Below are 12,190 nucleotides of genomic sequence, written 5' to 3'. Positions count from 1 at the left end.
CTAATCCGTTTCGCCAGAGGGAGGCTCCGCGTAGTCGCCTCAAACCTGGGACTGTTCCGCCGAGGTCCCTGGTGCAATTAAGCTTGGCCAAGCCTTGCAAGTGGGGATGGTGGGGTATACCCTGAATTCGTTCGTTCAGCCGCTGTGCCTTGTTGAATGCGCCCGCGGGCTCCTTTTCCATAGACATCGACGAATTGAATTGGTTCTGCGTGAGCGTCACGCGGAATGTGCGCTTGCGCGCTTTGGAGAAGAAAATGACGACAGGTACCGTGAAGTGGTTCAACGGCCAGAAGGGCTTTGGATTCATTCAGCCCGACGACGGCGGCAACGATGTGTTCGTTCACATCAGCGCGGTCGAGCGGGCTGGTCTTGCGGGTCTCGCTGAAGGCCAAAAGGTCAACTTCGAGGCCAAGACCGACAAGATGCGGGGCAAAGTCAGCGCTGAGAATCTCTCGCTGGCTTGAGCTCGCTAAAGCATGATCCGGAAAACTGCGCAGCGGTTTTCCGAAGGGATCATGCTTAGACAACAATCTAGAAGCGCGATGACGGTTCATCGTGATCGCATCGCGCTTTGGTACCGTTTCACGGATGTACTGAAACGGTTACGCTGCCCGCTCGATCGTAAGGATTGAGCGGGTTTTGTCTATTCGGAGCAGGGTGAAGGATGAGCGCCAGGAAATCGGCAGAACCGTCACCCGAAGGCATCGCGCGTTCCAACCGCCAGCGCCTGGCGGCCGAGGAAGGAGCACGCGCGATGGCGGATGCCGAAAAGCAGGCGGTGGACGTTCGCAAGAACATGGCAAGGCTTCGCGAACTGCGCGAAGCCAAGGAAGCGGCCGATGCAACTCTTCGCGCATCGTTACCGGCACCAACCCCGACGAAGCGCAAGAAGAAGCCGCCGCAATAGTCGACTTCAGCAGCGCCGCCGACGAAATCTGGAGAGGACCGGTCACATGCCGAAGAGTGCGGGTCGTGCCTAGAGCCAAGTCGGACGGCGGTGGCACAATCACCTTTTTCCTGGCGCTTGGCGCAGGCCGGCAGATGTGCCGGCTCGCGACCACGTTCCAAACGCAGAAACAGGCTTTCAGCTATCTTCAGAAGCACCGCACCGAGTTCGAGCGCATCGCGCGAACCCGGCTGGCGTCCGGGGAACTCGAAGACGGCATCGTCGTTCTCTCGATGCTCTAGGTGGCTATCCGGCGCCGATTTCGGCGGCTTTCAACCGGCCGGATGTCAGATCGTAACCAGCGACGGGGCGCTTCCTATTCGGGCAAGCCTTTTTCGAGCAGCTCTTTCGACTTTGCCTCGCGGGCCAATCGCTCTGCTTTGAGCCGCTCGCGGTTCTCGTTGAGGGAGTGCTGGTGCTTCGCATAGTCAGTCATGGGCTTCTGCGTCTTGACAGGCTTGAACGCCTTGTTGGCTTCACGCCTGGCCCGATCAGAGGATTGATCTCTCAACATTTCGACCTCACTTCGATCAATGGGCGTGGCCCGCGAGCGCCGAACGCGACGCCACCCGCTTGCGAGCGGATTAGTCACCCTCTGAACGGGAGGGTGGACAATCCTTCAGTGTTGGGCGGTTTGGCGCGAGGTTTGGTCACTCGCCGTGGAGGCGGCACGTTCGCACTTCTGAGAGCATGCCGGTCGAAGGAGTAACGGCCGGCGCGTGGTTCAGTTCCTTCGGTCCGAAACAAAAAGGCCGCCGAAACCGGCGGCCTTTCGTCGTTCACTGATAGGTCCGCTTACTCCGCGGCCTGCTTCTGCGGCGGGTCGAGCGCGCCGGACTTGTGGATGTCGGCGACCTGGTGGTCGCTGAAGCCGAGCACGGAGCGCAGGATCTCGTCGGTGTGCTCGCCGAGCAGCGGGGAGCGCTCGACGTCGCTCGGGCTATCCGACAGCTTGATCGGGTTGCCGACCGAAATGTACTTGCCGCGGGTGGGGTGGTCGACTTCGACCAAGGTACCGGTGGCGCGCAGCGACTGGTCCTCGATGATCTCCTTCATCGACAGGATCGGGCCGCAGGGGATGTCGTCCTTGTTGAGGATTTCCATCGCCTCGAACTTGGTCTTGGTCATCGTCCACTGCTCGATGCGCGCAAAAATCTCGTTGAGGCGCGACAGCCGGGCCGGCGGCTTGGCGTAGTCGGGATGGGTCTTCCAGCCGGGTTCGCCGATCACGTCGCAGATCTTCTCCCAGACCGGCGCCTGGGTGATGAAATAGAGGTAGGCGTTGGGATCGGTCTCCCAGCCTTTGCACTTGACGATGCGGCCGGGCTGGCCGCCGCCGGAATCATTGCCGGCGCGCGGCACGGCGTCGCCGAACGGAATGCCTTCGCCGTACTGGCTGTATTCCTTCAGCGGGCCATGGGCGAGGCGCTGCTGGTCGCGCAGCTTGACGCGGGCGAGGTTGAGCACGCCGTCCTGCATCGCAGCCGTAACCTTCTGGCCCTTGCCGGTGACGGTGCGCTGGTAGAGCGCGGTGACGATGCCGAGCGCGAGGTGGAGGCCGGTGCCGCTGTCGCCGATCTGCGCGCCGGTGACGAGCGGAAGACCGTCGCGGAAGCCGGTGGTGGAAGCGGCGCCGCCGGTGCACTGCGCGACGTTCTCATAGACCTTGCAGTCTTCGTACGGTCCGGGGCCGAAGCCCTTGATCGAGGCGACGATCATCTTCGGGTTGATGGCCTGGATCTTCTCCCAGGGGAAGCCCATGCGGTCGAGCACGCCGGGGCCGAAGTTTTCCACCAGCACGTCGCACTTCTTGATCAGCTCGGTGAGGACTTCCTTGCCCTTGGGGTTCTTGGTGTCGAGCGTGATCGAGCGCTTGTTGTGGTTGAGCATGGTGAAATACAGGCTGTCCACGTTCGGGATGTCCTGCAGCTGGCCGCGGGTGATGTCACCCACGCCCGGACGTTCCACCTTGATCACGTCGGCGCCGAACCAGGCGAGCAGCTGCGTGCAGGTCGGTCCTGATTGAACGTGGGTGAAGTCGAGAATGCGAACGCCCGTAAGCGCTTTGGTCATCGTGTTGCTCCGTACTCTGTGTCTGCCCCCGCCAACCGCAGGGAATTAAGGGTTGAGGGGTGGACTTACTTCTTCTTCTGCAGAACGCTCTGCGGATTGAGATTGCCGATGCGGCCGCTCTCCGAGCCCGCGGCCGGATCGATCACCGCGTTGATGAGCGTCGGCTTGCCGGACTTCATGGCCTCGTTGACGGCTCGCTTGAGCTCGTCCGGCGAGGTGGCATTCACGCCGACGCCGCCGAAGGCTTCCATCATCTTGTCGTAGCGCGCGCCCTTGACGAATACCGTCGTTGCCGGATCGGCGTTGGCGCCGTTGACGTCGGTGCCGCGATAGATGCCGTCATTGTTGAAGATCACGACGCAGATCGGAAGGTTGTAGCGGCAGATGGTCTCGACCTCCATGCCGGAGAAGCCGAAGGCCGAGTCGCCTTCCACTGCGAGCACGGGGTGACCGGTCTCGAGCGCGGCGGCAATCGCCTGGCCCATGCCGATGCCCATCACGCCCCAGGTGCCGACGTCGAGACGCTTGCGCGGCCGGTACATGTCGATCACGCCGCGGGCGAGATCGAGCGTGTTGGCGCCTTCGTTGACGAGGATCGCCTCGGGGTACTCCTTGATGACGTTCTTCAGCACGCCGAGCGCTCCGTGATAGTCCATCGGCGATTTGTTGTTCATGAGCTTCGGCGCCATCTTGGCGACGTTCTCTTCGCGCTTGGACGAGATCGCCTTGGTCCATTCGGCGGGCGGGGCGGTCCAGCCCGTACCCATCGCCTGATTGAAGGCAGAGACGACCGAGCCGATGTCGCCGACGACGGGCGCGACGATCTCGACGTTGGAGTCCATTTCCTTCGGCTCGATGTCGACCTGGATGAACTTCTTGGGCGCTTCGCCCCAGCTCTTGCCCTTGCCGTGCGAGAGCAGCCAGTTCAGCCGCGCGCCGATCAGCATGACGACGTCGGATTCCTTCAGCACGGTCGAGCGGGCCGCACCGGCGCATTGCGGATGGGTGTCGGGCAGGAGGCCCTTGGCCATGCTCATCGGCAGGAAGGGCACGCCGCTCTTCTCGACGAAGGATTTGATCTCTTCGTCGGCCTGGGCGTAGGCCGCGCCCTTGCCGAGGATGATGAGCGGACGCTTTGCGCCCTTCAACACGTCGAGCGCACGCTTGACCGAAGCGGGCGAGGGGATCTGCGCGGGCGCAGCGTCGATCACCTTGACCAGCGACTTCTGGCCGGCATCGGCGCTCATCACCTGGCCGAACAGCTTTGCCGGCAGGTCGAGATAGACGCCGCCCGGACGGCCCGAGACCGCAGCGCGGATGGCGCGGGCGAGGCCGATGCCGATGTCCTGGGCGTGCAGCACGCGATAGGCCGCCTTGCACAGCGGCTTTGCGATCGCGAGCTGGTCCATCTCTTCGTAGTCGCCCTGCTGCAGGTCGACGATCTCGCGCTCGGACGAGCCCGAGACCAGGATCATCGGGTAGCAGTTGGTGGTGGCGTGGGCGAGCGCGGTGAGACCGTTGAGGAAGCCGGGCGCGGAGACCGTGAGGCAGACGCCGGGCTTCTTGGTGAGGTAGCCGGCAATGCCTGCGGCGTAACCGGCATTCTGCTCGTGGCGGAACGAGATCACGCGGATGCCCTCGGCCTGCGCCATGCGGCCCAAATCCGTGATCGGGATGCCCGGCACATTATAGATGGTGTTGATGCCGTTCAGCTTGAGCGCGTCAATGACGAGATGGAAGCCATCCGTCAGCTCCTGCTCGGTGCCCGGTGCCTCGGACTTGGTCGCGGTATTCAGCATGGGCCTTGTCTCCCTGGTCTCAGATAGCGGGGCGAATTGTTCGCCCTTCTGGTGAACGTTGCTTGGTTACGTGAACAGTTCCTGGCCGTGCGCTTCGACGTAAGCGGCAAGGCCGAGAGTGTGGTCGCGGGCGCGCTTCTCGGCGAGCTCGGTGTCGCGCGCCTCCAGTGCTTCGATCATGCCGAGATGCTCGGGCAGCGAGGTCGCGGTGCGGTCCTTGCGTCCGATGGTCAGCTGGCGATAGCCGCGCACGTGCAGCAGCAGGTCGTTGGTGAGATCGACCAGCACCGGCGATTCCGACAGCGAGATCAGCGCCTGGTGGAAGGCGATATTGGCGCGCGAATATTCCTCGACGTGATCCTCGGGCAGGCGGTCCTTGCCGAAGTCCTTGAAGTAGTCGCGCAGCGCCGTGATGTCCTTCTTGCGCGCGGTGGTGGTGATGAGGCGCGCGGCCATGCTCTCCAGCGCCGCCCAGGCGCGGATCATGTCGACGATCTCGCTCTTGGTCCTGCGCACCACCATGATGCCGCGGCGCGGCACCGTCTTCACGAAGCCGTCCTGCTCGAGCATCGCGATCGCTTCGCGGATCGGGGTGCGGCTGACACCCAGACGTTCGGACAGCGCGCGCTCGTCGAGCATCACCGGCTCGGGCGTCGAATAGATGTCCATCCTGAGGATGGCTTCCTTCAAGGCGTCATACGCCTTGTTCTTGAAGCTGCTCTCCGGGGCAATACGAACGATTGCGATATCTGCCTCGGCCATGTTCGGCAACGCCTTGGTTGGTTTCCGCAGTGACACGACGAATCTCCTCCAGTGGGAGTCGTCTTTTACAGGATTATTAACGGGAAAGTTTTTGGCATACCACATGCCAGAATGTCAAGCTGGCTATTTTTTGCGGCGTTCCAAGCAATGCTGCAGCTTGACAAGTTGGCTTCTGGCATACCAAATGCCATCGCCAGCCATTTTTGATCCACGGCGGCGGAGTAGTCTGGCTTATGCCGCTCCGTTCCGCGGAATGGAACAGAGCGCGGCGAATGGCAAGCATCACGGGCAGCCGCAAAACCACGCGCGCGCTTTGAAAAGAACGAACTGAGGTCAAGGGAGAAGCCACATGTCCAATTCCAAAGAAGCCGTCCGCAAGGTGCTTGACCAGGTCAAGGCGGACAACCGCACCAGCCTGACGGCCCCGGAAGGCAAGCTGGTCTGCGACGCCTATGGCATTCCGGTGCCGAAGGAGGGCGTGGCGAAGTCGGCGGGCGAGGCCGGCAAGATGGCCTCGTCGATGGGCTTCCCGGTCGTGATGAAGATCGTCTCGCCGGACATTCTCCACAAGACCGAAGCCGGCGGCGTCATCGTCGGCCTCAAGACCGCCGAAGATGCCGAGAAGGCCTATGAGACCATTCTCGGCAACGCCAGGAAGTACAAGGCCGATGCCAAGATCGACGGCGTCCAGGTGCAGCAGATGCTGGCTGGCGGCACCGAGGTCATCGTCGGCTCGATCACCGACGGCTCGTTCGGCAAACTCGTCGCCTTCGGCCTCGGCGGCGTCCTGGTCGAGGTGCTCAAGGACATCACCTTCCGCCTCGCGCCCGCGACCAGGGAAGACGCGCTCTCGATGCTCGACGGCATCCAGGCACATGAGATCCTGAAAGGCGTGCGCGGCGGCGAGCCGGTGAACCGCAACGCCCTTGCCGATGTCATCGTCAAGGTCTCGCAGCTCGTCACCGATTTCCCTGAGATCGTCGAGCTCGACCTCAATCCGGTGTTCGCGACGGCGAAGGGCGCGACCGCCGCCGACGTGCGCATCGTCGTCGACTTCGCCTATGTGCCGAAGCCGAAGCCGCGCCCGACCGAAGAGATTGTCGCGGCGATGAGCCGCATCATGCAGCCGAAGGCGGTCGCCGTGGTCGGCGCCTCCGCCGAGGACGGCAAGATCGGCAACTCCGTGATGAAGAACCTCATCAACGGCGGCTACAAGGGCGACATCTACCCGATCCACCCCAAGGCCGCCGAGATCCTCGGCTACAAGGCCTATAAGAGCGTCAAGGACGTGCCTGGCGTGATCGACACGGCGGTGTTCGCGATCCCCGCGAAGTTCGTCGCGGCGGCGCTCACCGAATGCGGCGAGAAGAAAATCCCGGGCGCGGTGCTGATTCCGTCGGGCTTTGCGGAGGCCGGTGCGCCCGAGCTGCAGGCCGAGATCGTCGAGGTCGGCAAGAAGTACGACATCCGCCTGATGGGGCCGAACATCTACGGCTTCTACTATACGCCCGCCAATCTCTGCGCGACCTTCTGCACGGCTTACGACGTCAAGGGCCACGCGGCACTGTCGTCGCAGTCGGGCGGCATCGGCATGGCCATCATCGGCTTCTCGCGCTCGGCGAAGATGGGCGTCTCGGCCATCGTCGGCCTCGGCAACAAGTCCGATATCGACGAGGACGATCTGCTCGCCTTCTTCGAGCAGGATCCGAACACCAATTTGATCGCGCAGCACTGCGAAGACCTCAAGGACGGCCGCGCCTTCGCGGAAGCCGCCAAGCGCGTCTCCAAGAAGAAGCCGGTCGTCGTGCTCAAGGCCGGTCGTACCTCGGCTGGTGCCAAGGCGGCCTCGTCGCACACCGGCGCGCTCGCCGGTAACGACAAGATCTACGAGGACGTCCTGGCGCAGTCCGGCGTGATCCGCGCTCGTTCGCTGCGGCAACTGCTCGAATTCGCCCGCGGCGTACCGGTGCTGCCGACGCCGAAGGGCGAGAACGTGCTGATCATCACCGGTGCCGGCGGCTCCGGCGTGCTGCTGTCGGACTCCTGCGTCGACAACGGCCTGTCGCTGATGTCGATGCCGGCGGATCTGGATGCGGCCTTCCGCAAGTTCATCCCGCCGTTCGGGGCTGCCGGAAATCCTGTGGATATCACCGGCGGCGAGCCGCCGATCACCTACGTGAACACGGTGAAGCTCGGCCTCTCTGATGAGCGCATCCATTCGCTGATCCTCGGCTACTGGCACACCATCGTCACGCCGCCGATGGTGTTCGCCCGCAACATGGTCGAGGTGAAGAAGGAGATGGAGGCGAAAGGCTTCGTGAAGCCGATCGTCGCCTCGCTCGCCGGCGACGTCGAGGTCGAGGAAGCCGCCGAATATCTCTACCAGAACGGCATTCCGGCCTACGCCTACTCGACCGAGCTGCCGGTCGAGGTCCTCGGCGCCAAGTACAAATGGGCGCGCGGGGCAGGGCTGCTCTGAGTATGACGACCTTCGCCTCTCCCCGCTTGCGGGGAGAGGCCGGAATTTGCGCAGCAAATTCCGGGTGAGGGGGACTCTCCGCGAGTCTGACTGCTGCCGTCCTTGCGGAGGCTCCCCCTCACCCTGACCCTCTCAGAGCGAGCGGAGCTCGTCTCGGCCCCGCAAGCGGGGAGAGGGGAAGAAGAACGAATGCAGGTCGCGATGAGCAAGAACGTGATCCGGCGCAAATCGCTCGAGCCTCGATCGGCATCGGAGGCCGATAACGACACGCGCGACGGCGGCGTGCAGTCCGTCGATCGCGCGCTGTCGATCCTGGAAACGCTGGCCGAGGACGACGAAGGCTATCGCCTCAGCGATCTGGCGGTGCGCACCGGCCTGTCGGCTTCCACGGTGCACCGCCTGCTGGCGACGCTGGAAAGCCGCCGCTTCGTGCAGTTCGACCGCGCCGAATCCAAATGGCACGTCGGCTCGCGCGCCTTCACGGTCGGCGCGAGCTTCGCGCGGCGGCGTAATTTCTCCACGCAGGCGATTCCCTACTTGCGCAAGCTGCGTGATCTCACCCGCGAGACCGCCAATCTCGCCGTGGTCGACGATGAGTTCATCATCGTGCTGACCCGCATGGAGAGCCGCGAGATCATGCGCTCGCTGACCCAGGTCGGCGGCCGCGTTCCCATGGTGACGTCGGGCGTCGGCAAGGCCGTGCTCGCAACCTATTCCGATGAGGACGTCGGCGCCGTCATCCGCCATCACGGCATGCCCCGGCTGACCGAGAAATCCATCGTGCGGCCGAGCGACCTGTTCAAGGAGCTCGAAAAAATCCGCAAGCAAGGTTTTGCGCTCGACGATGAAGAGGCCTGCATGGGGCTGCGCTGTATTGCCGCAGTGGTCTACAACGACTGCGCCGAGCCGCTCGCGGCGATTTCCGTCTCCGGCATGACCAGCCGCCTGACCGACGACAGGCTGCCGGAGATCGGCCAAATCGTGCGCGAGGTCGCCGGCGAGCTGACCGTCGCGCTCGGCGGGGTGATGCCGATACCGCGCTAATTGGGGAACCCGGGCACTGTCGCTGGACAGCATCGGCCGTTTTGGCTGATATGCGACCAAACGACACAATGCGGCAAACGTCCGCATGAGCCTGGAGAGCGTCCTTATGTTCCAATTTTCCGCGCGCCTTGCCGGCGCAGCCGTCGCGCTGACCCTTGCGGCAGCGACGCCGTCCCTTGCCCAGCAGCTCGAGCTCAAGCTGATGGCGCCGGCGGCCCCGGGCGGCGGCTGGGACCAGACCGCGCGCTCGATGCAGCAGGCACTGGTGGCCGCGGGCGTCGCGCGCAGCGTGCAGGTCACCAACGTTCCCGGCGCCGGCGGCAGCGTCGGCATCGCCCAGTTCGTCAATGGCGCCAAGGGCGACGGCAACCAGCTGATGGTCAACGGCTTCGTCATGGTGGGCGCGCTCGCCATGAACAAGTCGCCGGTGACGCTCGAGCAGGTGACGCCGATCGCGCGCCTCACCGAGGAAATCCAGGTAATCGTGGTTCCCGCGAATTCGCCGATCAAGACCGCGCAGGATCTGGCCGCCGCGGTGAAGGCCGATATTGCTAAGGTGACTTTCGCCGGGGGCTCGGCCGGCGGCGTCGACCATGTGATGGCGGCGTTGTTCGCCGGCGCGGTCGGTGCCGACGCCAAGAAGATCAACTACATCCCGTTCTCCGGCGGCGGCGAGTCGCTGGCTGCGATCCTCGGCGGCAAGGTCACCGCGGGCATTTCGGGCCTCAGCGAATATGAAGGGCAGATCAAGTCCGGCAAGCTGCGCGCGATCGGCGTGACCTCGGAGAAGCGCATCGCAGGTAGCGACATCCCGACCTTCAAGGAACAGGGCATCGACCTCGTGATCGCCAACTGGCGCTCGGTGGTGGCGCCTCCCGGCATCACGCCGGAGCAGCGCAAGACCTTGAGCGATGCGGTCGAGAAGATGGTGAAGTCGGACGCCTGGAAGGAAATCCTCAAGCAGAAGGGCTGGGAAGACGCCTATCTCGGCGGTGACGCCTTCGCCGATTTCCTGAAGAAGGAAACCGTGCGCGTCACCGACGTGCTGAAATCGGTCGGTCTGGTCAAGTCATGACCTCTGGCGATCCGGCCCAGCCGCCGCGGCGCGTCGATCGCGCCGGCATCGTCATCGCTGCACTGCTCGCAGGTCTCGCTGCGTTGCTGGTCTTCGACGCCCGCGGCCTGTCATCCACCGCGATGTACGGCATGGGGCCCGAGGCGATGCCGGTCGTAGTCGCCAGCGGCCTCGCGCTGCTCGCGATCGGCAATTTCATCGACGCGCTGCGCGGCAATTTGCCGGCGCGCGAGAGCGCCGATCCGGTGCCCGTGGTTCTGATCCTCATCGGCCTTGCGCTGCTGATCGCCATCATCGGCTTTGGCGGCGGCTTCATCCTGGCAACGTCGGCGCTGTTCGTGACGACGTCGGCCGCCTTCGGCCGCCGCGCCATCCTGGTAGATTCCATCATCGCCCTCGTGATGTCGACCCTGATCTATCTCGCGTTCGACCGGCTGCTCACGCTCAGCCTTCCGACCGGCCCGCTGGAGCGACTGCTGTGATGGACACTTTTGCCGCGCTGGCCCACGGCATGGCGGTCGCCGTTCAGCCGATGAACCTGCTTTACGCGCTGATCGGTGTGTTCCTCGGCACTGCCGTGGGCGTGCTGCCCGGCATCGGCCCCGCCCTGACGGTCGCGCTGTTGCTGCCCGTCACCTATAAGCTCGACCCCGGCGGTTCGCTGATCATGTTCGCCGGCATCTATTATGGCGGCATGTATGGCGGCTCGACCACCGCGATCCTGATCAACACGCCCGGCGAGAGCGCCTCGATGGCGACTGCGCTCGAAGGCAACAAGATGGCCAAGGCCGGCCGCGGCGGGCCAGCGCTTGCGACATCCGCGATCGGCTCCTTTGTCGCCGGAACCATCGCCACCATCGGTCTGGCCTTCCTCGCGCCGTGGCTGGTCGATTTCGCAGTGCGCTTCGGCCCTGAGGACTATTTCGCGCTGATGTGCGTCGCCTTCGTCACGGTGTCGGCGACCTTCGGCGATTCCCCGGTTCGCGGCCTGACCAGCCTGTTCATCGGTCTGACGCTCGGTCTCGTTGGCATCGACAAGCTGACGGGGCAGGCGCGGCTTGCGTTCGGTGTCCCTGAACTGCTCGACGGCGTCGAGGTGACGACGCTGGCCGTCGGCCTGTTCGCGGTCGGCGAGGCGCTCTATGTCGCGTCGCGACGCCACCACAGCGAGGAGAAGCTCGAGCCGGTGCGCGGCTCGCTGTGGATGACCAAGGAAGACTGGAAGCGATCGTGGAAGCCGTGGCTGCGCGGCACGATGTTCGGCTTTCCGATCGGCGCGCTGCCGGCGGGCGGCGCGGAGATCCCGACCTTCCTGTCCTATTCGACCGAGAAGCGGCTGACGAAACACCCCGAAGAGTTCGGCAAGGGCGCGATCGAAGGTGTCGCGGGGCCGGAAGCCGCCAACAACGCCTCCGCCGCCGGCACGCTGGTGCCGCTGCTGACGCTCGGGCTGCCGACCTCGGCGACGGCAGCGATGATGCTGGCGGGCTTCCAGCAATACGGCCTCAACCCGGGGCCGCTGCTGTTCGCCGAGCGGCCTGACTTGGTGTGGGGCCTGATCGCCAGTCTGTTCATTGCCAATTGCATGCTGCTGGTGCTGAACCTGCCGCTGGTCGGCCTCTGGGTGCGGCTGCTCGCAATCCCGCAGCCGTGGCTTTATGCCGGCATCCTCGTGTTCGCGACCATGGGCACCATCGCCGCAAAGCCGTCGGTGGTCGAATTGTCGATGCTTGCCGGCTTCGGCGTGCTCGGCTTCCTGATGCGCCGGTTCGATTTTCCAATCGCGCCCGTCGTCGTCGGCCTGATCCTGGGCCCGATCGCCGAGAGCCAGTTGCGCAGGGCGCTCGCGATCAGTCTCGGCGATCCCATGACGCTGCTGCAGAGCCCGATCTCGGCGACGCTGCTGGCGCTGGCCCTGATCGCGCTGCTGGCGCCGTTTGTGCTGAAGGGGCTGGGCCGGTTCAAAGCGACCGAAGATTAGTCATCCCGGCGCACGCGTCTTTTGATGCCGC

At 64.3% G+C, this 12,190-nt stretch carries 12 protein-coding genes; 8 read left to right on the top strand and 4 right to left on the bottom strand.

Annotation, left to right across the window (positions count from 1 at the left end):
- The first annotated feature begins 254 nt into the window (after window positions 1-254).
- The 3 genes from GGD62_RS06620 (at window position 255) to GGD62_RS06610 (ending at window position 1,188) form a co-directional block, all read left to right on the top strand.
- The gene (locus GGD62_RS06620; RefSeq protein ID WP_026201564.1) at window positions 255-464 is read left to right on the top strand and encodes a cold-shock protein; all 210 of its coding nucleotides are present in this window, start codon (window positions 255-257) and stop codon (window positions 462-464) included.
- A gap of 200 nt (window positions 465-664) precedes the next feature.
- On the top strand, window positions 665-907 hold the full coding sequence (locus GGD62_RS06615) for a hypothetical protein (RefSeq protein ID WP_018315860.1): 243 nt from the start codon (window positions 665-667) through the stop codon (window positions 905-907).
- Window positions 908-963: 56 nt separating this feature from the next.
- Entirely contained in the window at window positions 964-1,188 is a 225-nt protein-coding gene (locus GGD62_RS06610) for a hypothetical protein (RefSeq protein ID WP_018315861.1), read from the top strand.
- 74 nt (window positions 1,189-1,262) lie between these two features.
- Here the strand turns inward: GGD62_RS06610 and GGD62_RS06605 are convergent, their stop codons facing one another.
- The 4 genes from GGD62_RS06605 to GGD62_RS06590 all read right to left on the bottom strand — a co-directional run bounded on the left by GGD62_RS06605 (window position 1,263) and on the right by GGD62_RS06590 (window position 5,580).
- Window positions 1,263-1,460, bottom strand: a complete 198-nt coding sequence (locus GGD62_RS06605; RefSeq protein ID WP_018315862.1) for a hypothetical protein — start codon at window positions 1,458-1,460, stop codon at window positions 1,263-1,265.
- Window positions 1,461-1,741: 281 nt separating this feature from the next.
- Window positions 1,742-3,019: a formyl-CoA transferase gene (gene frc / locus GGD62_RS06600; protein ID WP_018315863.1), complete on the bottom strand. Its 1,278-nt coding sequence runs from the start codon at window positions 3,017-3,019 to the stop codon at window positions 1,742-1,744.
- Between the two features lie 65 nt (window positions 3,020-3,084).
- The gene (gene oxc / locus GGD62_RS06595; RefSeq protein WP_183238286.1) at window positions 3,085-4,818 is read right to left on the bottom strand and encodes an oxalyl-CoA decarboxylase; all 1,734 of its coding nucleotides are present in this window, start codon (window positions 4,816-4,818) and stop codon (window positions 3,085-3,087) included.
- A gap of 66 nt (window positions 4,819-4,884) precedes the next feature.
- Entirely contained in the window at window positions 4,885-5,580 is a 696-nt protein-coding gene (locus GGD62_RS06590; RefSeq protein ID WP_161966556.1) for a GntR family transcriptional regulator, read from the bottom strand.
- Between the two features lie 349 nt (window positions 5,581-5,929).
- Here GGD62_RS06590 and GGD62_RS06585 point away from each other — a divergent pair, with 349 nt between their 5' ends.
- From GGD62_RS06585 to GGD62_RS06565, 5 genes are all read left to right on the top strand, one after another.
- A complete protein-coding gene (locus tag GGD62_RS06585) occupies window positions 5,930-8,059 on the top strand; it encodes an acetate--CoA ligase family protein (protein ID WP_183238288.1) in 2,130 nt (709 codons plus the stop codon).
- Window positions 8,060-8,260: 201 nt separating this feature from the next.
- On the top strand, window positions 8,261-9,103 hold the full coding sequence (locus GGD62_RS06580; RefSeq protein WP_177237117.1) for an IclR family transcriptional regulator: 843 nt from the start codon (window positions 8,261-8,263) through the stop codon (window positions 9,101-9,103).
- 106 nt (window positions 9,104-9,209) lie between these two features.
- Window positions 9,210-10,178 (top strand): tripartite tricarboxylate transporter substrate binding protein, encoded by a 969-nt coding sequence (locus GGD62_RS06575; RefSeq protein WP_179737470.1) that lies wholly within the window; start codon window positions 9,210-9,212, stop codon window positions 10,176-10,178.
- A complete protein-coding gene (locus GGD62_RS06570) occupies window positions 10,175-10,660 on the top strand; it encodes a tripartite tricarboxylate transporter TctB family protein (protein WP_018315869.1) in 486 nt (161 codons plus the stop codon). The genes GGD62_RS06575 and GGD62_RS06570 overlap by 4 nt, the downstream gene beginning before the upstream one ends.
- Window positions 10,660-12,159 (top strand): tripartite tricarboxylate transporter permease, encoded by a 1,500-nt coding sequence (locus GGD62_RS06565; RefSeq protein WP_026201567.1) that lies wholly within the window; start codon window positions 10,660-10,662, stop codon window positions 12,157-12,159. The genes GGD62_RS06570 and GGD62_RS06565 overlap by 1 nt, the downstream gene beginning before the upstream one ends.
- Window positions 12,160-12,190: the final 31 nt, after the last annotated feature.

The organism is Bradyrhizobium sp. ERR14 (assembly GCF_014198235.1).
Lineage (GTDB): Bacteria > Pseudomonadota > Alphaproteobacteria > Rhizobiales > Xanthobacteraceae > Bradyrhizobium.
This window is presented reverse-complemented; position numbering and strand designations above follow the sequence as displayed.

Coding starts and splice junctions, on each gene's coding strand:
- GGD62_RS06565 (WP_026201567.1), top strand. CDS start 10,660: ATGGACACTTTTGCCGCGCTGGCCCACGGCATGGCGGTCGCCGTTCAG.
- frc (WP_018315863.1), bottom strand. CDS start 3,019: ATGACCAAAGCGCTTACGGGCGTTCGCATTCTCGACTTCACCCACGTT.
- GGD62_RS06580 (WP_177237117.1), top strand. CDS start 8,261: ATGAGCAAGAACGTGATCCGGCGCAAATCGCTCGAGCCTCGATCGGCA.
- GGD62_RS06585 (WP_183238288.1), top strand. CDS start 5,930: ATGTCCAATTCCAAAGAAGCCGTCCGCAAGGTGCTTGACCAGGTCAAG.
- GGD62_RS06605 (WP_018315862.1), bottom strand. CDS start 1,460: ATGTTGAGAGATCAATCCTCTGATCGGGCCAGGCGTGAAGCCAACAAG.
- GGD62_RS06615 (WP_018315860.1), top strand. CDS start 665: ATGAGCGCCAGGAAATCGGCAGAACCGTCACCCGAAGGCATCGCGCGT.
- GGD62_RS06590 (WP_161966556.1), bottom strand. CDS start 5,580: ATGGCCGAGGCAGATATCGCAATCGTTCGTATTGCCCCGGAGAGCAGC.
- oxc (WP_183238286.1), bottom strand. CDS start 4,818: ATGCTGAATACCGCGACCAAGTCCGAGGCACCGGGCACCGAGCAGGAG.
- GGD62_RS06620 (WP_026201564.1), top strand. CDS start 255: ATGACGACAGGTACCGTGAAGTGGTTCAACGGCCAGAAGGGCTTTGGA.
- GGD62_RS06570 (WP_018315869.1), top strand. CDS start 10,175: ATGACCTCTGGCGATCCGGCCCAGCCGCCGCGGCGCGTCGATCGCGCC.
- GGD62_RS06575 (WP_179737470.1), top strand. CDS start 9,210: ATGTTCCAATTTTCCGCGCGCCTTGCCGGCGCAGCCGTCGCGCTGACC.